At 69.6% G+C, this 20,564-nt stretch carries 18 protein-coding genes and 1 rRNA gene; 12 read left to right on the forward strand and 7 right to left on the reverse strand.

Annotation, left to right across the window (positions count from 1 at the left end; translation table 11 throughout):
- Positions 1 to 7: 7 nt before the first annotated feature.
- The gene (locus tag ACIQPR_RS06535) at positions 8 to 850 is read right to left on the reverse strand and encodes a hypothetical protein (RefSeq protein ID WP_403642733.1); all 843 of its coding nucleotides are present in this window, start codon (positions 848 to 850) and stop codon (positions 8 to 10) included.
- Positions 851 to 1,268: 418 nt separating this feature from the next.
- Here ACIQPR_RS06535 and ACIQPR_RS06540 point away from each other — a divergent pair, with 418 nt between their 5' ends.
- Positions 1,269 to 2,828 (forward strand): FAD-binding oxidoreductase, encoded by a 1,560-nt coding sequence (locus tag ACIQPR_RS06540; protein ID WP_403642736.1) that lies wholly within the window; start codon positions 1,269 to 1,271, stop codon positions 2,826 to 2,828.
- Positions 2,829 to 2,863: 35 nt separating this feature from the next.
- On the opposite strand, the gene ACIQPR_RS06545 is transcribed toward ACIQPR_RS06540, so the two are convergent.
- From ACIQPR_RS06545 to ACIQPR_RS06555, 3 genes are all read right to left on the reverse strand, one after another.
- Positions 2,864 to 3,574, reverse strand: coding sequence for a phosphatase PAP2 family protein (locus tag ACIQPR_RS06545; protein ID WP_403642739.1), 711 nt, complete (start codon positions 3,572 to 3,574; stop codon positions 2,864 to 2,866).
- Positions 3,575 to 3,740: 166 nt separating this feature from the next.
- The gene (locus tag ACIQPR_RS06550) at positions 3,741 to 4,685 is read right to left on the reverse strand and encodes an NlpC/P60 family protein (RefSeq protein ID WP_403642974.1); all 945 of its coding nucleotides are present in this window, start codon (positions 4,683 to 4,685) and stop codon (positions 3,741 to 3,743) included.
- Positions 4,686 to 4,868: 183 nt separating this feature from the next.
- Positions 4,869 to 5,654: a trypsin-like serine peptidase gene (locus tag ACIQPR_RS06555; protein WP_403642742.1), complete on the reverse strand. Its 786-nt coding sequence runs from the start codon at positions 5,652 to 5,654 to the stop codon at positions 4,869 to 4,871.
- Positions 5,655 to 5,928: 274 nt separating this feature from the next.
- On the opposite strand from ACIQPR_RS06555, the gene ACIQPR_RS06560 reads away from it, so the two are divergent.
- Positions 5,929 to 6,312 (forward strand): VOC family protein, encoded by a 384-nt coding sequence (locus tag ACIQPR_RS06560; protein ID WP_403642745.1) that lies wholly within the window; start codon positions 5,929 to 5,931, stop codon positions 6,310 to 6,312.
- A gap of 22 nt (positions 6,313 to 6,334) precedes the next feature.
- Here the strand turns inward: ACIQPR_RS06560 and ACIQPR_RS06565 are convergent, their stop codons facing one another.
- Positions 6,335 to 7,261 (reverse strand): oxidoreductase, encoded by a 927-nt coding sequence (locus ACIQPR_RS06565; protein ID WP_403642748.1) that lies wholly within the window; start codon positions 7,259 to 7,261, stop codon positions 6,335 to 6,337.
- Between the two features lie 153 nt (positions 7,262 to 7,414).
- Between ACIQPR_RS06565 and ACIQPR_RS06570 the strand changes: the two genes are divergently transcribed.
- The 10 genes from ACIQPR_RS06570 to ACIQPR_RS06615 all read left to right on the forward strand — a co-directional run bounded on the left by ACIQPR_RS06570 (position 7,415) and on the right by ACIQPR_RS06615 (position 19,644).
- Complete coding sequence (locus ACIQPR_RS06570; RefSeq protein ID WP_403642751.1) at positions 7,415 to 8,005, forward strand: TetR/AcrR family transcriptional regulator; 591 nt, start codon at positions 7,415 to 7,417, stop codon at positions 8,003 to 8,005.
- A 292-nt stretch (positions 8,006 to 8,297) separates the two neighbouring features.
- On the forward strand, positions 8,298 to 9,671 hold the full coding sequence (locus tag ACIQPR_RS06575) for a peptidase S8 (RefSeq protein WP_403642754.1): 1,374 nt from the start codon (positions 8,298 to 8,300) through the stop codon (positions 9,669 to 9,671).
- A 342-nt stretch (positions 9,672 to 10,013) separates the two neighbouring features.
- Positions 10,014 to 11,327, forward strand: coding sequence for a peptidase S8 (locus ACIQPR_RS06580; protein WP_403642758.1), 1,314 nt, complete (start codon positions 10,014 to 10,016; stop codon positions 11,325 to 11,327).
- Between the two features lie 370 nt (positions 11,328 to 11,697).
- Positions 11,698 to 12,006 (forward strand): hypothetical protein, encoded by a 309-nt coding sequence (locus tag ACIQPR_RS06585; protein WP_014673544.1) that lies wholly within the window; start codon positions 11,698 to 11,700, stop codon positions 12,004 to 12,006.
- A gap of 168 nt (positions 12,007 to 12,174) precedes the next feature.
- On the forward strand, positions 12,175 to 13,014 hold the full coding sequence (locus ACIQPR_RS06590; protein ID WP_403642760.1) for a hypothetical protein: 840 nt from the start codon (positions 12,175 to 12,177) through the stop codon (positions 13,012 to 13,014).
- Positions 13,004 to 14,335: a hypothetical protein gene (locus ACIQPR_RS06595; protein ID WP_403642763.1), complete on the forward strand. Its 1,332-nt coding sequence runs from the start codon at positions 13,004 to 13,006 to the stop codon at positions 14,333 to 14,335. The genes ACIQPR_RS06590 and ACIQPR_RS06595 overlap by 11 nt, the downstream gene beginning before the upstream one ends.
- Positions 14,332 to 15,891 carry an SCO6880 family protein gene (locus tag ACIQPR_RS06600; RefSeq protein WP_403642766.1) on the forward strand — a complete coding sequence of 520 codons (1,560 nt, stop codon included), beginning with the start codon at positions 14,332 to 14,334 and terminating at the stop codon, positions 15,889 to 15,891. Before ACIQPR_RS06595 ends, ACIQPR_RS06600 begins: the two co-directional genes overlap by 4 nt.
- 7 nt (positions 15,892 to 15,898) lie before the next feature.
- Entirely contained in the window at positions 15,899 to 17,332 is a 1,434-nt protein-coding gene (locus ACIQPR_RS06605; protein ID WP_403642769.1) for an ATP-binding protein, read from the forward strand.
- 16 nt (positions 17,333 to 17,348) lie between these two features.
- Complete coding sequence (locus ACIQPR_RS06610) at positions 17,349 to 18,818, forward strand: type IV secretory system conjugative DNA transfer family protein (protein WP_403642772.1); 1,470 nt, start codon at positions 17,349 to 17,351, stop codon at positions 18,816 to 18,818.
- Between the two features lie 61 nt (positions 18,819 to 18,879).
- The gene (locus tag ACIQPR_RS06615) at positions 18,880 to 19,644 is read left to right on the forward strand and encodes an alpha/beta fold hydrolase (protein WP_403642775.1); all 765 of its coding nucleotides are present in this window, start codon (positions 18,880 to 18,882) and stop codon (positions 19,642 to 19,644) included.
- Positions 19,645 to 19,669: 25 nt separating this feature from the next.
- On the opposite strand, the gene ACIQPR_RS06620 is transcribed toward ACIQPR_RS06615, so the two are convergent.
- Complete coding sequence (locus ACIQPR_RS06620) at positions 19,670 to 20,215, reverse strand: GNAT family N-acetyltransferase (protein ID WP_403642778.1); 546 nt, start codon at positions 20,213 to 20,215, stop codon at positions 19,670 to 19,672.
- Between the two features lie 71 nt (positions 20,216 to 20,286).
- Positions 20,287 to 20,403: ribosomal RNA gene (gene rrf, locus ACIQPR_RS06625) — 5S ribosomal RNA — on the reverse strand.
- Positions 20,404 to 20,564 lie beyond the last annotated feature (161 nt).

A 20,564-nucleotide genomic window follows, 5' to 3' on the forward strand; every position in this document is an offset into this window, starting at 1 on the left:
GTTCAGGTCACTTCTCGGCGATCCGCCCGGCATAGATGTCCTTCGACGCCGGAAGCCGTACGTCCACCCCGGCCCCGAAGTCGTACAGCAGCGTCGTCGAGGCGACCGCCACCGTGCTGCGGCGCTGCCCGTTGACGAAGCTGAACCGCTGGCGGACCTTGCGGACCCGCCCCTCGTCGTCGAGGTAGACGTCGAAGGGCACCCGGGCGGTGGCGAACCCTTTCGCCGCCGACCTCAGGGCCGCCCGGTTCCCCGCCGAGGCGCTCCGCGCGGCGACGGAGAGATCGGCGACCCCCTGATAGTGACGCACCGGGGCGCCGGCCACCTCCGTCTTCCCCAGATACGTCGCCGCGGTCGCCCCGCGCAGCACCTCGGCGGCGGCGTACGGGTCGGTGGCCCCGCCGGTCACCAGATTGCCGTCGGACAGGGTCCCGGTGTCGACCCGCACCCACTTGTCGGCGGGCACCCCGGCGCCCCGGTTCTTCATGAACAGGGCGCCCGGCGCGAGGAGTTCGGTGATCGGCCGGTGCTCACTGGCGCCGGTCGGGTCCTGCGGCAAGTGCACGGTGAGGCGGCCGAGTTGGCGGCGGAAGTCGTAGCCGCCGGTGCCGCGGATGGTCACGCGGGTGCCGCCGGTCGCCATCTCCATGGACGTACGGGCCTGTGAACTCCCCGCCGCGACAAGGGTGTCGGCGGCCCGCCGCACCACCGCGACCGCGTCCTCGCCGCCGCGCGCGTCCGCCGTGCCCGGCCCGTCACCGCCCCCGCATCCGACGGCCCCGGCACAGACCCCGACCACGAGCCCCGCCGCGACGACCGCCCCACCGGCTCGCCTCTGCTGCCGCTCCATCGCTGCCGTACCCCCGGTACGTCGTCACGGGCCCCCTGTCGCCCCGCCTAACGAGCGGGCAGGTGACCCCGTCACGCGTGTCCGGGCCGGGCGCGGGCAGACACCGCGGGCGGAGGGGAGGAGATCCGGCCACCATACGAACCCTTTACGGAACGTCGGTAACGTTGTCGAAGTGGCACAGCAGGACAGCCTGGCGGCTCCCCCCGAACACCCCGAACACCGCACGACACTCGTCGAGCAGGGGCCTTTCTGCTTCGGCCGGTGCGTGTGCGGCTGGCGCGGCCCGGCGAGACGGGCGAGAAGCCAGGCGAGAACCGACGCCGCGGGGCACCTGTCTGTTCCGAACCCGTGACATGAGCGCGCGAACTTGTGGAGCGCCGGACGTATCTCACCTCACGGAACCCCCTGAGGAGGCGGAATGGAACGGCGTACGTTCATAGGCGGCGGCGCTGCCGCGATAGCGGCGGTGGCCACGGCCGGGTGCAGCGGCAAAAGCGCGGGCCTCGGCAGTGGTGACACCTCCACCGTCGCCGACGCCTCCAGGGCCACCGGTACGGGCCGGCTGCCCGCCGCCGCAGCCAACTGGGCCGCCCTGGCCCGGGACCTCGACGGCACCCTGGTCCGCCCCGGTGACGCCTCCTGGAAGACGGCCCACCAGCTCTACAACACCCGCTTCGACAGCCTGAAGCCGGCCGCGGTGGCCTATGTCGCCAACGCCGACGACATCCGCTCCGTCCTCTCCTACGCCCGCGCCCACAGCATCAAGGTCGCGATCCGCAACGGCGGCCACTCGTACGCCGGTTGGTCCTCCGGCGACAACCGGCTGATCGTCGACGTGTCCAGGCTGAACAGGATCCGGGCCGCTGGTTCCACCGCGGTCGTCGGCGCCGGCTCGAAGCTCATCGACGTGTACCGGGCCCTGGCCGCGAAGGGCGTGACGATACCCGCCGGCTCCTGCCCCACGGTCGGCGTCTCCGGCCTCACCCTCGGCGGCGGCCACGGCGTGGTCTCCCGGGCCTACGGCCTGACCTGCGACAGCCTCACCCAGGCCACCCTGATCACCGCCGACGGCAAGCAGCTGACCGCCAACGCGAGCGAGAACAAGGACCTGTTCTGGGCGCTGCGCGGCGCGGGCAACGGCAACTTCGGCGTCGTGACGGAGTTGCAGTTCCGGACCCACCCCGCGCCCCAGGCCGTGTCGGGCTATCTGACCTGGCCGTCCTCCATGGCGGCGGCCGTGGTGAAGGCCTGGCAGCAGTGGGGCCCGGACCAGCCCGACGAGATCTGGTCCTCCTGCCACCTCTCCAACAGCACCGGCGGCACCCCCCGGGTCTCCGTCGCCGCCTTCTCGCTGGGCACCTACAACGAACTCCAGAACGCGGTCGACAAACTGGCCCACCTGGTCGGCGGCAACGCGTCGAGCGTCTCCCTGCGGCGGCACACGTACGAGGAGTCGATGAACGCCTACGCGGGCTGCTCGTCGTTCTCGACGGACGCCCAGTGCCATCTCCCGGGTACCACCCCGGGCCGCTCCCCGCAGGGCGCGCTGGCCCGGGAGACCTACTCCGGCCGCTCCGACTTCTTCGACCGCTCGATCTCCGACGCGGGCATCCAGACGATGCTGGCGCAGCTGCGCTCGGTCCGGGGCAACGGCGACATCGCGCTGACGGCCCTGGGCGGCGCGGTCAACCGTGTCTCCCCCACGGCGACGGCGTTCGTGCACCGCCGCTCCCGGATGCTGGCCCAGTACCTGGTCTCCTGGCCGGCCGGCACCGCGGGCACCGCCGCCCAGTCCTGGCTGACCAGGTTCCACAGCGCGATGAAGCCCTACGCCTCGGGCGCCGCCTACCAGAACTACACCGACCCCACCCTCACCGACTGGCGCAAGGCGTACTACGGCGACGCGGCGACCCGCCTGACCGCCCTGAAGAAGCAGTACGACCCGAACCACTTCTTCAGCTACCCGCAGGGCCTGTAGCCCCCGGCGGGGCGGCGACCCGCCCCTCCCCGCTCCTACGCGGCCAGGTCCCGTTCGCCCGTCGTGCCCGCGGTCTCCGTCCGGGCACCCGGGATCACCGCGTCGCGGGCGAGCCGTCGTACGGCACCGGAGCGGACCAGCCACGCCCCCCACGCCGACGTCTCGACGGCCTTCAGCACCGGGGTGAGCAGAGCCATCGCGACCGGGGACAGCAGGAGGGCCACGGCCGTACCGAGCGCGAACCCGCCGACCACGTCGGTCGGGTAGTGCACGCCCATGTAGACCCGGCAGAAGCCCTCCAGCAGCGCGATCCCGATCCCCGCCAGCCCGAAGCGCCGGTCCGCCACGAACAGCGCGACGCCCATCGCCATGGTGATCGTCGCGTGGTCGCTCACGAAGGAGTAGTCGGTCTTCCCGGAGACGAGGACGTCGATGCCGGTGTGGTCGAGGAAGGGCCGGGGGCGCTCCACGAAGCCGCGGATGGGCACGTTCACAAGTACGGCGACCGCGGCGGCCAGCGGTGTCCAGACGAGCGCCGCGACGGACTGGGCGGCGTCCTCGTCCGCGCGCCGCCGCACGGACCACCAGCACCACACCACCAGCAGCACCATGGCGACCAGCAGTCCGTACTCGCCGACGAATTCCATGACCCGGTCGAACCAGTGCGGCGCGTCCTTGGCGAGGCCGTTGATGTCGTAGAGCAGATCGACGTCGGGGTTGGACCCGGATGCGGCGAGTACAGCCATGATGCTGCGGCTCCTTCGTCGTTGTTCCGGGCGCATCTCGCGTGCGCGTTACTCAACAGGAACGCACGGCCCCACTTCGTACGTTCCACACTCCACCGAATGATCACGCAGACGTTATCGAAGAGAGACTCATCGCCGCAGCTCAGGGGGTGGGTTCACGCTCGGTTCACACCGTCGTGGGGAGCGCTTTCGCGCCATCCTCGGTGACTCTGGTGGCACCGAAGTAATCAGGGGTGTCAATGGGGTCGAACCGGATCACAGCACCCGTGCGGGGCGCGTCGATCATGTATCCGCCGCCGACATAAATACCCACATGCCGGATGGCGCGGGAATTGGTGAGGTCGTCCGAGAAGAACACCAGATCTCCCGGCAGCAATTCGGACCGCTGCGGATGCGGTCCCGCGTTGTACTGGTCGTTCGCAACGCGCGGCAGCGTGATCCCGGCGCTCTCGAACGCGGCCTTGGTCAACCCCGAGCAGTCGAAGCGTCCGCCCTGGTCGGCGGTGCCGTTCCCGCCCCACAGATAGGGGGTGCCGAGCTTGCTCTGGGCGTAGGTGATGGCGGTGGCGGCCTGCTGGGAGGGGTCGACCCGGGTGACGGGCGCGGCGAAGCTCTGCTCCAGGGACGTGATCGTCTTCACGTAGTTCTGGGTCTCCGCGTACGGCGGCACACCCTGGTACTTGATGACCGCGTACGCCCCCGCGTTGTACGAGGCGAGCATGTTGTCGCTCTGGTTGCCCGGCACGTCCTTCACGTAGGAGGCGAGCTGGCAGTCGTAGGTCGCGGCGGAGGGGATCGCGTCGTTGGGGTCCCACACGTTGCGGACGCCGTCGCCGTTGCCGTCGATGCCGTGCGTGGCCCAGGTGCCGGGGATGAACTGCGCTATCCCCTCGGCCTTCGCCGGGCTCTTCGCGTTCGGGTTGAAGCCGCTCTCCTGGTAGAGCTGGGCGGCGAGCAGCGCGGGGTTGAGGGCGGAGCAGAGGTTGCCCCACTTCTGCACGAGCGACGAATAGGCGGCCGGTACCGCGCCCTTGGCGAGCGAGACGCTGCCGCCGCCGGCCTGGTTGACGAGGTTCCCGGCAACGAGGTAGACGCCGACGACGAGCAGCATCACGAAGCTGAGCCCGAGCCCGGCCGCGACCCCACCGATCACCCATACTTTTCGCACGGCTCAACCCTCCCCCATATCGGCCCTGTTCAAGGCCATTTCAGGGCAGGGTGGCGGCATTTCGCTGTGTTTCCGCCGGATGTGACGCGTATTCAGCGAGCGGGCCGGAGCGGGCGACGGCCTTTATTACGGGTCGCTCGTCGCGTCCTTGTACAACTCGGCCGCTTCTTTCCCGAGCACGACACTGTAGGAAATGTCGGGCGTCAGTCCGCCCTGTTCGTGTCCGCCGATGACGCCCACGACCTGCTGGTCCCCGTTCACCCAGGGGCTGCCGCTGGTGCCGCCGGTGAAGCCGGGGCAGTCGATGCGCTGCTGGGTGGCGCTGTGCTGGACGGGCTTGTTGGTGCAGCTGATGGGCTGGTCGGTGGCGGAGGGGTACCCGGTGATGGTCACCGCGGTCGCCCCGGTCTCCGTGCCGGTCGTGAACCGGTAGGCACCGACCACGTCCTCGATGTTCTTGCCGCCCACCTCGGCGACCGTGGCGAAGCCGATGTCACTGTCCTCGCCCTGCCCCTGGGACCACCCGTCCGGCAGATACCGCTGCACGACCTTCCACACCCCGTAGGGCGCCTTGCCGTCGCGGTAGCCGGGTACGAACACGTCACCGGGGTCGCCGTCCAGGCAGTGGGCCGCGCTGACGATGAGATCGTGGCCGGCGCTGTGCACGACGGACGCGGTGCAGTGGTGGCCGCCGGCCAGGCTGGTGGCGTGCGCCGACCCGAACAGGGCGCCGACCCGCACGCTCTGTTTGCTGACCTCGGTGACGGTGGTCACCCCGAAGGGCCCCGGGCCGTCGTCGGCGGTCGCCACGGACGCCGAGGTCAGGGCCAGCGTCACCACGGTGACGAACAGCGCGTACCGGCGGTTGCCCACGAGGCGGGCGGAGCGGGAGGTGCGTGAGCTGCGCTTCATCGGCCCCCACTTTGTCTCACGAAGGTGAGAAAGGACGTCGACGTTTGCTGAGATTTCGCTGTGAAGCCGAAAACAGAGCTGGGAAGTGAGCTGGGGACAGAGCTGAGAACACACTCGTGCGGCGGGCTCATGCGGCGTTTCGTCGGGCGGTCAGTCCACCGTACTGTCCTCCCGCCTCTCCTGCCCCCTGAGCGATACTCGATGCCACCACGGCCCCGGAAAGAGGGAAAAGGACCTCAAGGACCTCAAGGACCTCAAGGAGTCGAGACACCCGATGCACAGAAGCCGCGTCTTCGCCCTGCTGATCGACACCCCGGGCCCGGAGGCCGCCGCCGCGACCGCCTTCTGGTCCGCGGCTCTCGGCGCCCCCGCCGCTCCGGTCCCCTCGGAGGAGCAGTTCACCACCCTGCACGAGGCGATTCCCGGGCTGCTGACGGCGGTTCAGGCGGTCGACGACCCCAACCCGCGCTTCCACATCGACATCGAGACGGACGACGTGGCGGCGGAGACCGCCCGCCTGCTGGCCCTGGGCGCGGTCCCGGTCTCCCGCTGGCTGGAGTGCCGCACCCTGCGCGCCCCCGGCGGCCACCTCCTGTGCGTCCTGCCGGTGCACAGCGCGCCCGAGATCTTCAACGCCGGGGCACGCAGCTGGGGTTGAGCCGCCCGATCGCCCCGCCTCCCTACGCCCCCACCCCCACCGGGAACCGCACCCCCGTCAGCTCCTCCGAGACCGTCCACAGCCGCTCCGCCGCCGCCACGTCACTCGCCTCGGCGCTCCGCCCCACCAGCGTCGGCGCCCCGCGCATCTCGCCCAGGCCGCTCGGTCCGACGTAGCTCGCGCCGGGCAGGTCCTGGGTCGACGCGTAGAGCGTGGGCAGGGCGCCGGCCTTGTCGTCCTGGGCCACGAGCCGGTTGCCGACGGCCATCAGGGCGCGGCCGACCGGGTTCGCCGTGTGGCTCTGGAGGTTGGTCGCCGCCCAGCCCGGGTGGGCGGCCAGCGCGCGGACGCGGGAGCCGGAGTCGGCCAGCCTGCGCTGGAGTTCGAGCGTGAACAGCAGGTTGGCCAGCTTGGACTGGGAGTACGCGCGCTGGGGGCCGTAGATCCCGTCCAGGTTCAGGTTCTCGAAGTGGATGTAGCCGTCGCCCATCCGGTGCGCCCCGGAGGAGACGGTCACCACGCGGTCGGTGATGTGCGGCAGCAGCAGGTTCGTGAGGGCGAAGTGCCCCAGGTGGTTGGTGCCGAGCTGGGTCTCGAAGCCGTCCCGGGTGCGCCCTTCGGGGAGCATCATCACGCCCGCGTTGTTGACGAGCAGGTCCAGCGGGCCGTCCCACCCCGCCGCGAACTCCCGCACGGACGCCAGGTCCGCGAGGTCCAGCCGCCGTACCTCGGTGCTGCCGCCGGCCCGCGCCGCCGCGGCCCGCCCGCGCTCAAGGTCCCGTACGGCGAACACGACGTGCGCGCCCGCCCGTGCCAGCGCGGCCGCGGCGGCGAGGCCGATACCGCTGTTGGCGCCGGTGACGACCGCCGTCCGGCCGGTGAGATCGGGGATCCGGCTCGCGTCCCACTTGGCGGCTTTGCCGCTGTTGGTCTTGCCCGTGTTGTCCATGCCTCCCAATGTAGGCAACGACCACAATGCTGTCAATGACAACAATGCAGACGTCGCCAACAATGGTGGCGACGGCAACAATGGTGGCGACGGCAACAATGGTGGCGACGGCAACAATGCTGGCACCGACTACATCGGGATACGATGGTTCGCATGCCTGTACGCCCCTATCACCACGGAGACCTGCGCTCCGCCCTGCTCGCGAGCGCGGAGCGCACCCTGCTGGAGAAGGGCGTCGCGGCCCTGTCCCTGCGCGAACTCGCCCGGGACGTGGGGGTCAGCCATGCCGCCCCCGGCCGCCACTTCAAGGACAAGCAGGCCCTCGTCGACGCGCTGGCCCTGTCCGGCTACGAGCGCATGGCGCGGGAGCTGAACGGCGCCGACGCCCCCGAACTCCCCCTGGAGGAGCGCCTCACCGCCCTGGCGAAGGCGTACGTGCGCTTCGCCGCGTCCAACGCCGAGCTGCTCGAAGTCATGTACGCCCGCAAGCACGACCCGGACATCTCCGAGCAGTTGAGCGCGGCGGTCGAGAGCACGACGGTCCCCTTCGTGCGGATCATCTCCGACGCCCAGGAGAGCGGTGAGATCGTCCCGGGCGACCCCTGGACCGTGGGTCTGGTGGTCGGCGCGGCGCTGCACGGCACGGCCTCCTTCGCGGTCCAGGGCACGCTCACCCCGGAGGCCGCGGTCGCCGGCGTCCCGGCCCTGGTCCACCATCTGCTGAACGGCCTCAAGCCCCGCTGACCCACCGCCCGTTGACGCGCGTCGACGCCCTCTCCGGGTGCGTCAACGCGCGTCACGCTGTGGATTTTCGGTGGAGAGAGTCAAGCCCGCGCCATCGCCGTGCCATCCCGGCGCCATTGATCAGCAATCCCCCAACCCCCTTGAGTAACGCGGAAGTCAGAACTCCGGAACCCTCCTTGTTGTCACGTACTCAACAAGAGAAAGTCGTCACGGGCCGCCGCCCCCGCCGGGAACCTCACCGACGGAACCCCCACCCGCAGCCCTCTGCCCACCTCTCTCTGGAGGCTGTACGTTGCGTACGTCACCCCCCAACTCCCCCCACATACGCGGCTCTTGGCGAAGAATCGGTTCTGCCGCCGCCGCGACCGCCGCCCTCCTGATCGCCGGACTCGGCACCGCGGCCCACGCGAGCGCCACCGCCGACACCGCGGCGAGCACCAAGAAGGTCAGCGCCCAGGCCGTGGCCGCCCAGGTCGCCAAGGCCCATGTGCAGTACGCGAAGCTCGGCTGCGGCGCGACCCCGAAGAAGGGCTTCGCCGCCTGTAACGCCTTCCGTGTCACCGGCGGCACCACCGCCTTCATGGAGAAGCAGGCCGCGCTCAAGGGCGTCGCCGCCAAGACCATCTCCCCGAAGGCCGCCTCCGACGACCCGACCGGCTACGGCCCCTCGGACATCCAGTCCGCCTACGGCCTCGCCGACGCCGCCGCCGACAACGGCTCCGGCGAGACCGTCGCCATCGTCGACGCCTACGACGACCCGAACGCCGCCGCCGACCTCGCGACCTACCGCTCGTACTACGGCCTCTCGGCCTGCACGGTCGCCAACGGCTGCTTCACGAAGGTCAGCCAGACCGGCTCGACGACCTCCCTCCCCTCCGCCGACAGCGGCTGGGCCGGCGAGGAGTCCCTCGACCTCGACATGGTCAGCGCGGCCTGCCCGAACTGCAACATCCTGCTGGTCGAGGCCAAGTCGGCGTCCGACGCCAACCTCGGCACCGCGGTGAACGAGGCCGTCAAGCTCGGCGCCAAGTTCGTCTCGAACTCCTACGGCGGCTCGGAGTCCTCCTCCGACACCACGTACGACACCTCGTACTACAAGCACGCGGGCGTCGCGATCACCGCCAGCGCGGGCGACGAGGGCTACGGCGCCGAGTACCCGGCCGGTTCGCGGTACGTCACCGCGGTCGGCGGCACCAAGCTCTCCACCTCCTCCAACTCGCGCGGCTGGACCGAGAGCGTCTGGAAGACCAGCAGCACCGAGGGCACCGGCTCCGGCTGCTCGGCCTACGACGCCAAGCCCAGCTGGCAGACCGACACCAGCTGCACCAAGCGCATGATCTCCGACGTCTCCGCCGTCGCCGACCCCGCCACCGGCGTCTCGGTCTACGACACCTACGGCGACGACGGCACCGGCTGGGGCACCTACGGCGGCACCAGCGCCTCGTCCCCGATCATCGCCTCGGTCTACGCGCTGGCCGGCACCCCGGGCAGCAGCGACTACCCGGCGTCCTACCCGTACGCGGCGGCCGGCACCTCGGCCCTGAACGACGTGACCAGCGGCAACAACGGCAGCTGCTCCGTCTCGTACTACTGCACCGCGAAGTCGGGCTACGACGGCCCGACCGGCTGGGGCACCCCGGAGGGCATCTCGGCCTTCACCGACTGAGGCACTCCCGCAGGACTTCCCCGTCGGGTCACGGGGAGCCGCCGGCAAGAGGGGGACGTGGGGTCCCCTCGGCGGAGCACAGGGCAACGGGCCGCGGCAACCAGCCGCGGCCCGTTCGCCGTGTCCCGGCCCCCGTCGGCCCCCGACTCCCATGAGAAACCTGTGGGTTTGGTAAAGGGCCAGACCCTGTTCGGTAAGCCCGAAGTCAGGAATCCGGCAGCCTCTTGTTGTCGCGTACTCAACAAGAGATGGTCATCGCGGGCCGCCCCCCACCGCCAGGGAAACCGCACTGGCGTCACGCACCCGCACTGCCCCTGTTCCACCGACTCAGGAGGCTGCACCTTGCGTACCACGACCCCCAACTCCCCCCACACGCACGGTAGATGGCGCCGCATAGGTTCCGCGGCCGTGGCCACGGCCGCACTCGTCTTCACCGGCTTCGGCACCGCCGTACAGGCCGACGCCGTGCAGAGCGCCACCACCTCCACCGCGGTGACCTACGCCGCGACCCCCTGTGCGACCCCCAAGCACGCGGGCGATCTCACCTGCAAGTCCTACCGCGTGACCGGCGGCCTCACCGCCTACCAGAAGATGCAGGCCGCGAAGACGGGCATCACCCCGAAGGCCGCCGACGCGTCGACCCCCTCGGGCTACAGCCCGACCAACCTCCGCTCCGCCTACGGCCTGACCTCCGCCGCCGCCTCCAACGGCTCCGGCGAGACCATCGCCATCGTCGACGCGTACAACGACCCCAACGCCGAGGCCGACCTCGCGACCTACCGCTCGTACTACGGCCTCTCCGCCTGCACCACGGCCAACGGCTGCTTCAAGAAGGTCAGCCAGACCGGCTCCACCACCTCGCTGCCCTCCTCCGACGCCGGCTGGTCCGAGGAGATCTCCCTCGACCTCGACATGGCGAGCGCGATCTGCCCGCTGTGCAACATCACCCTCGTCGAGGCCACCAGCGCCAGCTACGCCAACCTCGGCACCGCCGAGAACGAGGCCGTCGCCCTCGGCGCCAAGTTCGTCTCGAACTCCTACGGCGGCTCCGAGTCCTCGTCCCAGACGACGTACGACACCTCGTACTACAAGCACGCGGGCGTGGCGATCACCGTCTCCGCCGGTGACAGCGACTACGGCGCCGAGTACCCGGCGACCTCCCAGTACGTGACGGCGGTAGGCGGCACCAAGCTCTCCACCAGCTCCACCACCCGCGGCTGGACCGAGACCGTCTGGCGCACCTCCAGCACCGAGGGCACCGGCTCCGGCTGCTCGTCGTACGACGCGAAGCCGTCCTGGCAGACCGACACCGGCTGCACCAAGCGCATGGAGTCCGACGTCTCCGCCGTCGCCGACCCCGCCACCGGCGTCTCGGTCTACGACTCCTACGGCGTCACCGCCGGCTGGTACACCTTCGGCGGCACCAGCGTCTCCGCCCCGATCATCGCCGGCGTCTACGCCCTGGCCGGCACCCCCGCCAGCGGCACCTACCCCGCGCAGTACCCCTACGACTACGCGGGCACCTCGTCCCTCAACGACGTGACCAGCGGCTACAACGGCTCCTGCTCCACGGCGTACTTCTGCACCGCCGAGACCGGCTACGACGGCCCGACCGGCTGGGGCACCCCGGAAGGCATCTCGGCCTTCGCCAACTGACGCGAACCGACCCCCACCCCGATCTGATCCACAGTCACATGTCATGCCACCGTGGGTCGTGGGGGCCACACGTGGCATGAGAGAACGGGCCGCGGCATCCAGCCGCGGCCCGTTCATCATGAGAACATCAGCACGAGCAACCCGGTAATCAGGGGCTAACGACAGAACCACGCACAGGTTCCGCCCAGGCCTCATTGCCCGGCGTTACCTACCGTGATACACAGAGTGACCGTACGCAGTATTCGTACGAAACTCGCCAACCAATGACGCCAAGTCGACATACGACGGCGGCATTGTCGGCGACAATGATGCCTGACCTCTGCGCACCAGCAGGGGGATGCGGAACTACCCACCAGGGGCGGTGACTTACATGCTCTTTGCGGCCGACAAGGGAGACATCAACACCATCATCGGCGGGATCGCTCCGGACTGGGGCCCCTTCGGCAGCCTGGGCAACGAGGCCAAGGTGATGATCGAGGTCGTGATGGCGGTCGCCATCCTGCTCTGTCTCGGAATCGCCGTATGGGGTGCGGCCAAACAGCGCATCGGCGCGACGGCGCTCCGCGACACCTTCAGCGCGGAACAGGGCAAGGGCCTCATCATCGCCGGGCTGACCGGGGTCTTCATCATCGGCTCCCTAGGCACCCTCTTCACGATCGTGTACGGCATGGCCGTGTAGCCGAGCCAGGTCAGCCCCGCCCTTCCCACCCCACCCGCCCGTCGTGCCCACCGGCTGAGGTTGCGTTTCCCTGATGTCGAGTCACCACACCGCGCCCGCGCGGGAACCAGCACGGCTACCGTCGTACTTCCAGATGTTTCTGGACGACGGCGAAGGGGCGTACCCGGCATGAGTTCCGGAGACGAGCACGAGACCTCCGGCGGTTACGGCGGCACCGGCCAGACCCGAACCCGCTACCCCCAGAACGCGGGCGACGTCTACGGCGGCGCCCGCAGAGGCGGCCGTTCCTCCTCCAGAAGCCTGGTCACGGTCGTCGGCGTCGTCGTCCTCCTCATCGCCGCCATCGCCTTCGCGAACCGCGGCGGCAACGACTCCTCCGCCAACGACACCACCACGTCCAACGGCTCGAAACCGGACGCGGCGTCCACGGCGGCCAGCGGAACGAAGCCGGTGGAGGCGAAGGCGGGCGGGATCCCGGCCGGCTTCGCCCACGACCAGCAGGGCGCACAGAGCGCGGCGACCAACTACGCCACGGTCCTCGTCTCGGCCGACATCCTCAAACCGACCCGACGCACCGAGATCGTGCGACAGGTGTTCGCGGCCGACAAGCAGAGCGCACTGGAGAACAGCCTCGACCAGGCCTACTCCAAGGAGTTCCTGAGCAAGCTCGGACTGGACGGGAACGGCGAGGCGAGCGCGGGCAACACCTACATCTCACGCACGGTGCCCATCGGGACCAAGGTCTCGAACTACTCCGGCACCGCGGCAGCGGTGGAAGTGTGGTGCACCGGGCTGTACGGCACGGCCGGCACCGTCTCGACCAACCCGGTGACCAGCGACTGGTTCACCCTGACGCTCCACCTGCGCTGGACGGACGGCGACTGGAAGGCCGACAGCTTCTCCCAGAAAGACGGTCCGGCCCCCGTCCCCAGCGACAACAAGGCATCGACCGCCGACGAGATGGCCAAGGCCGTCCAGGAGTACGGAGGGTTCACCTATGCCCGGTAGCTCACGTCTCGTGCTCAAGGCCTCGGCCGCCTTCACCGCCGTGCAGACCGGTGCCGTGCTGCTGGCCACCCATGCCGTCGCGGCCCCCTCACCCACTCCGTCACCGACGGGCTCGTCGTCGACGGCTCAGCAGTGCAAGCTCCTGGTCGGCGAGGCCAAGGACATCTGCGAGAACGGCAAGAGCGGTTCCGGGTCCACCACCCCCAGCACCACCGACACGGTCGACCCCCTCTCCTCCCTCGCCAAAGGCTGCGCCGACGCCGCCTCCTGGACCATCGACAAACTCAGCGACGCCGTCAAGGAAACCGCGAACGTCGACTTCACCAACCAGCACTTCCTTCAGCAGTACGCGGTCGTCTTCGCCGCCTCCACGATCCTCACCCTCCTCCTGTGGCTCCTCGCCGTGGCCAAGCGCGCGGTCCGCGGCGTCCCCCTCAGCACCGCGATCTCCGAAGCCGTCGGCTTCCTCTGGCTCACGGTCATCGCCTCCGCGTTCACACCCCTGATCCTGTACACCGTCGTCTCCGCCACGGACGGCGTCACGGACGTCCTCGCGAAGACGACCGGCAACCAGACCGACACGTTCTTCGGCACCTTCTCCGGCGCCCTCGCCAAGGGCGACAACATCGGCGGCGGCCCGATCATGCTGATCGTCGTCTCCCTGGTCAGCATCCTCGCCGCCGGCGTCCTGTGGCTGGAGCTCGTCATCCGCGCCGCCCTCCTCTACGTCGGCGCCCTCCTCGGCACCGTCGTCTACGCGGGCCTCGTCGACAAGAACCTGTGGGGCCACGTCCGCCGCTGGGCGGGCATCATGATCGCGGTGATCCTGGTGAAACCGGTCATCGTCATCGTGCTCGGCCTGGCCGGCGCGCTGTCCTCCGCCGACGGCCCGGACTCGTTCTCCGCCGTCGTCTCCGGCCTCGCCATCATCCTGCTCGCCATCTTCGCCAGCGCGATGATCTACCGCTTCGTCCCCGGCTTCGGCGACGAGATCGCCAACGGCCGCAACAACCGCATCATGCAGGGCGCCGAGGGCAAGGCCGCCGCGGTCATCAGCTCCCCGGCCACCATGGTCGCCCAGGGCATCAAGACCCACAGCGCCCGCACCAACGACGGCGGAAACGGCGGAGGCGGCCAGTCCTCCGGCGGCGCCCGCCCCGCCAACCCGGTCTCCGGCGGCGTCGCCGCCCACAGCACCCGCCCCTCCTCGGGCGGCGGCGGAGCAGTCCCCACCTCCGCGCCCCCGCCCCGCCAGAGCCCGGCGAACACCCCGCACGCCAGCAACGCCCGCAACAACCGCACGGGAGGTGAAGGGCGTTGACGACAGAGTCCCACCTGTCCCATCCGATCACGCCCCGCCGGACATATCTCATCGGCCGGGCCCGGCCGAACGCGATCGTCGGCAAGAATCGTGAGACCGGCGAGATCGCGCTCATCATCCTGGGCGCCTTCCTCGGCATGATGTGCGGGCTCCTCGTCCCGGTCCTGTCCCTGCGGATCGTGCTGCTGACGGGCTTCCCGATGCTGGCGCTGATGGCGGTCTACGTGCCGTACAAGCGCCGCACGTTCTACAAGTGGTTCGAGATCAACCGCAGTTACAAGCGCACCCTGCGCAACGGCACGGTGTACCGCTCCTCCGTCATGGAGGCCGGCGTCCACCTCGACGGCCGCGAGGTCGAGATCGGCCCGCCCCCGGGCATCGGCCGCATCAACTGGCTGGCCGCCCCCTTCGGCCCGGACGAGATCGCCGTGCTCCTGCACGCCGACCGCCGTACGGTCACCGCCGCGATCGAGATCGAGGGCCCGGGCGTCGGACTGCGGGACAGCGAGGACCAGGAGGCCCTCGTCGACCGCTTCGGCACCCTCCTCAAGCATGTGGCCAACGGCGACGGCTTCGTCACCCGCCTCCAGATGCTCGCCCGGACGCTGCCCGCCGACCCGGACGCACACGCCAAGGACGTCGCCCAGCGCGGCGACGACAAGTCCCTGACCTGGCTCCAACAGTCGTACGACCAGCTCCAGTCGATGGTGTCCACCAGCAGCGAGCAGCACCGCGCTTACCTCGTCGCCTGCATGCACTTCAACCGCGAACTCTCCGCCGAGGCCCACGCGATGGCGCGCGCCGCACGCCCCCAGTCGGGCCGCAAGCTCGACCGGGACGCGGGCCTCGCGGTCGTCATGGCGCGTGAACTCACCGACATCTGCTCGCGGTTGCAGGAGGCGGACATCCGCGTACGGCAACCGCTCGGACAGGGCAGGCTCGCCTCCCTGATCCACTCCATGTACGACCCGGACCACCCCATCGACCACATCCAGGCCATGACGAAGCGCAACGCCTGGCCGGCCGAACTCGACGCCATGGAACCGACGTTCCTCCAGGCGAAGACCCGCGAGTCGTCCACCCGTGAACCGTGGTGCCACGCCACGGCCTGGGTGAAGGAGTGGCCGATGACCCCGGTGGGCGTCAACTTCCTGGCGCCCCTCCTCGTCCACACCCCGGACGTGATCCGCACGGTCGCCGTCACGATGGACCTCGAACCCACCGAGGTCGCCATCGAGCGCATGCTGACCGAGAAGACCAACGACGAGGCCGACGCCTCCCGCGCCGCCAAGATGAACCGCACCGTCGACCCCCGCGACGTCGCCGCCCACGGCCGTATGGACCAGCGCGGCGAGGATCTGGCGAGCGGCGCGGCCGGGGTGAACCTGGTCGGCTACATCACCGTCTCCTCCCGCAATCCCGAGGCCCTCGCGCGCGACAAGCGCACGATAAGGGCGTCCGCCGGCAAGTCGTATCTGAAGCTGGAGTGGTGCGACCGCGAGCACCACCGCGCGTTTGTGAACACACTCCCGTTCGCCACCGGCATCCGGAGGTAGGGCTCAGATGCGGGATCCGCTGTCCGTCCTCACCGACGCCTTCACGTCCTTCCTCTTCGGCAAGATCGAATCCACCCGCCTGCCCGTCCGCACCTCGACGGGCCAGGCCCAGGCGGTCTATCTCCCCACCGCAGCCCCGGGGTTGGGCGACTCGGGCGTCATCATCGGCCGCGAGGTCTACTCCGGCAAGGGCTACATCTACGACCCCTTCCAGCTCTACGGCCAGCAACTCCCCGCCCCCCACTGGCTGGTCCTGGGCGAGTCCGGCAACGGCAAGTCGGCCCTGGAGAAGACCTACGTCCTACGGCAACTGCGCTTCCGCGACCGCCAGGTCGTCGTCCTGGACGCCCAGGGCGAGGACGGGGTCGGCGAATGGAACCTGATCGCGGAGGAGTTGGGGATAACCCCCATCCGCCTGGACCCGACCGCCGCCCTGGACATGGGGATCCGCCTCAACCCCCTCGACCCGGCGATCACCACCACGGGCCAACTCGCCCTGCTCCGCACGATCATCGAGGTGGCGATGGGCCACGGCCTCGACGAGCGCTCGGGCTTCGCGCTGAAGGTGGCGCACGCCTACGTCAACGAGACGATCGTCGACCGCCAGCCCGTCCTCATGGACATCGTCGAGCAACTGCGCCACCCCGAACCGGAGTCGGCCGAGGCGATGAACGTCGCCATAGACGACGTACGGGCCTGGGGCCTGGACGTGGCCCTCGTCATCGACCGCCTGGTCGACGGCGACCTCCGCGGCATGTTCGACGGCCCGACGACCGTGGGCATCGACCTCGACGCCCCGCTCATCGTCTTCGACCTGTCCCACATCGACCGCAACTCCATCGCCATGCCCATCCTGATGGCCATCGTCGGCGTCTGGCTTGAGCACACCTGGATCCGCCCCGACCGGAAGAAGCGCATCTTCCTGGTCGAGGAGGCCTGGCACATCATCAACAGCCCCTTCGTGGCCCAACTCTTCCAGCGCCTGCTGAAGTTCGGCCGCCGCCTCGGTCTGTCGTTCGTGGCGGTGGTCCACCACCTGTCCGACGTGGTCGACGGAGCGGCGGCGAAGGAGGCCGCGGCGATCCTCAAGATGGCCTCGACACGCACGATCTACGCCCAGAAGGCGGACGAAGCACGCGCCACGGGACGGGTGTTGGGGCTGCCCCGCTGGGCGGTGGAGATCATCCCGACCCTCACCCCCGGCATCGCGGTCTGGGACGTCAACGGCAACGTCCAGGTGGTCAAGCACCTCATCACCGAGACGGAACGCCCGCTCGTCTTCACCGACCGCGCGATGACGCAGTCCTCCCGCGACCACGACCGCGAAGTGACCGACGACGCCCTGCGCGCGGCCGAGTTGGAGGCGGAGGAACGCGCGGCGGCCTTCATGGAACAGCATCTGAACGATCTCGACGGCTCCTCCGAGTCCACGGTGGCGTGAGAGGCGAAGAGGCGAGATGAGACCGAACGACGAACGGGAGGGCCGAGGAGGCATCCCCGACGGCCTGTTGATCGGCCTGCTCGCCTTCCTCCTCGGCATGACCCTGCTGGTGTGGTCGGCCACGGGCCTGGCAGCCCTCTTCTCCAAGGGCGCCTGGCCCACGGGCGTCACCTTCGCCCGCACCCCCCTGGCCATGCGCCACCTGATCGGCCAGCCGCACGACATCAGCGGCGCCTGGCCGAACACACCGGTCGCCCAGCTCTCCGGCTACGGCCTCTTCTGGGGCCTGTTCATCGGCCAGCTGATGGTCCTGTTCGTGCTGACCGTGTTCACGATGGGCACGGTCGCGAGATGGCGGGCGGTCCGGGCCCGCGCCCGAACAGCACAGCACACACCGGAAGTTCACGAGGTCCCGGCCCAAAGACCGGAGCCACAACCGCAGTTGGCACCGCAGCAGTTGCCGCCGCAGCCACATCCGCAGCAGACGACCGTCTTCGAACAGCCACCGAGCGCACCGCCCCTCGCCGCACCTCCCCTGCTGACCGGCGAACGGACGGGCGGCTGGGAGAAAATCTTCGTGGCACCGCCGGAAACCCGTCAGGCCACCGCGATCCAGGCCGTACGCGACGCGGAAGGCGCGGCCCTCGTCGTCACCTCGAACCCCACCGTCTGGCAGGACACCAAGGACGCCAGAGCCAAACTCGGCCCCGTCCTCCTCTACGACCCCACCCACCTCTGCGACACCCCGGCCCGCCTCCACTGGTCCCCCACCACCGGCTGCGAGGACAAACAGACCGCGGTAAGACGAGCCGCCGCGCTCCTCGCCCCCGTGAAACCCACCGCGAAGATCGACCAGGCGGTCGCGGACACGGCCGAAACGCTCCTCCGCAGCTACCTGCACGCCGCCGCGATCGACGGCCGCACCATCCGCCACGTCCACCGCTGGTCCCAGGGCACCCAGATCCAGGACGCCGTACGCACCCTCCGTACGAACCCCAAGGCGGCCCCCGGCGCGGCGGGCGAACTCGAAGCCGCGCTCACCTCCCACCCCGAACGCCGGGACATCGCCCAGGAGTTGACGAGCCGCGCACTGTCCTCCCTCTTCACGGTCAACATCCGCGAGGCCTGCACACCCAACAGAACTGACGCCCTCTCCTTGGATTCCTTCGCGAACGAAGGGGGCACGCTTTATCTGCTAGGTGAATCCATCGAGGACCCCCGTGCGAACCCGGGTGCGATGCCTCTCCTCACCGCCCTCGCATCAAGCGTGGTCGAGCGCGGCCGGCACATGGCCGAACGGTCATCGGCCGGTCGCCTCGACCCACCAATCACCTTCGTCCTGGACGACATCGCAGCGGTCGCCCCGCTCCCCCAACTCCCCGATCTCCTGGCCACCGGAGCCGACCGCGGCCTGCCCACCCTGGCCCTCCTCCGCTCCCGCGAACAGGCCAGAGCCCGCTGGCCCCACCACGAACTCCCGGTCTGACCGCCGATCGGCGCCGAAATTCGAGAGTGGCCGACCCCGTCACCCCCATAGGGTCTGCCATATGACTCTCGCTCATGACACGACCGGCGACGGCCCCGCCCTCGTCCTGCTCCACTCCGCCGTCTGCGACCGCCGCATGTGGGACCCGCAGTGGCCGACCCTGGCCGACTCCGGCTACCGGGTGGTCCGTTGCGACTTCCGCGGCTTCGGCGAGACCCCCCTGCCCGACCACCGCCACAACGACGCGGACGACGTCCTCACCCTCCTCGACACCCTCGGCATCGACCAGGCGACCCTGATCGCCTCCTCCTACGGCGGCCAGGTCGCCCTGGAACTCGCGGCCCGCCACCCGGACCGAGTGAACGCGATGGCGTTGCTGTGCTCCGGCCTGCCAGGCCACCAACCCACCGACGAACTAAGGGCGTTCGGCGAACGCGAGGACGAACTCCTGGAGGCGGGCGATGTCGCGGGAGCCGTAGAACTGAACGTGGACACCTGGCTGGGCCCGGACGCCGACGACTCGGCGCGCGAGAAGGTACGCGGGATGCAGCGGCAGGCCTTCGACATCCAGCTGGCCGCCCCCGACGGCGCCGGCCGCAACAAGACCGACTTCGACCTCGCCACGATCAAGTCGCCCGGCCTCGCCGTCTCGGGCGGCCACGACCTGCCGGACTTCCGGCACATCGCGGCCCACCTGCCGAGCCTGCTCCCCCACACCCGCCACGTCGAACTCCCCTGGGCCGGTCACCTCCCCAACCTGGAGCGCCCCACAGCGGTGACAACCCTGCTGACCGACTTCCTGCACGAGACGTTCCCCACCCACTGAACCGTCAGCAGGCCTCGGTCGACGCCTACGGCCGCTCGACCACCATCTCCAGCTCGCGCTCGTCCGCGTGCCCGGGCAAGGGCACGACGACCCCGGTGGGCAGGAAGCCGGCCTTGCCGTAGAACCGCCGGGCCCGTTCGTTGTCCTCGTGCACGATGAGCCGTACCCGCTCGGCACCGCGCCCCCAGGCCCACTCCAGGCCCGCGTCGAAGAGCACCTCGGTCAGCCCGATGCCCCGGACCTCCGGCCGCACGAACACCCCGACGATGTGCCCCTGCTTCCGCTCGACCTCGAAGCCGGCCCAGTCGAACGTCCCGGCCTCCTCAAGAAGCACGGTCAACGTCCCGACCCACTCACCGTCCGGCCCCTCGGCAATGATCTGCTGAGCCTGCTCAGCCCCTTCGGCAGCCCCTACGGCCCGCTCCTGGTAGAAGGAGTCGGGCTGGGCCAGCGCCGCTTCGTAGGTCTCCAAGAAGGCAAGATGCGCGACGGGATCCTGGAGGGCCACCAGCCGCAGTTCCTTCGCCGCGGCCCACTCGTCGGCGCGTATCGAACGGATCTTGTAGTTCATGCCAGCAACGGTAGCCCAAACGCAGAAAGCCCCCGTACCGAATAAACGGTACAGGGGCTTTCGCAATATTTGTTCGGCGGCGTCCTACTCTCCCACAGGGTCCCCCCTGCAGTACCATCGGCGCTGTAAGGCTTAGCTTCCGGGTTCGGAATGTAACCGGGCGTTTCCCTCACGCTATGACCACCGAAACACTATGAAACACATCAACCGCACCGTACATAACCTGTACGGGGTTGTTCGTGGTTTCAGAACCAACACAGTGGACGCGAGCAACTGAGGACAAGCCCTCGGCCTATTAGTACCGGTCACCTCCACCCATTACTGGGCTTCCAGATCCGGCCTATCAACC

This window comes from Streptomyces sp. NPDC091280, assembly GCF_044768565.1.
Classification (GTDB): domain Bacteria; phylum Actinomycetota; class Actinomycetes; order Streptomycetales; family Streptomycetaceae; genus Streptomyces.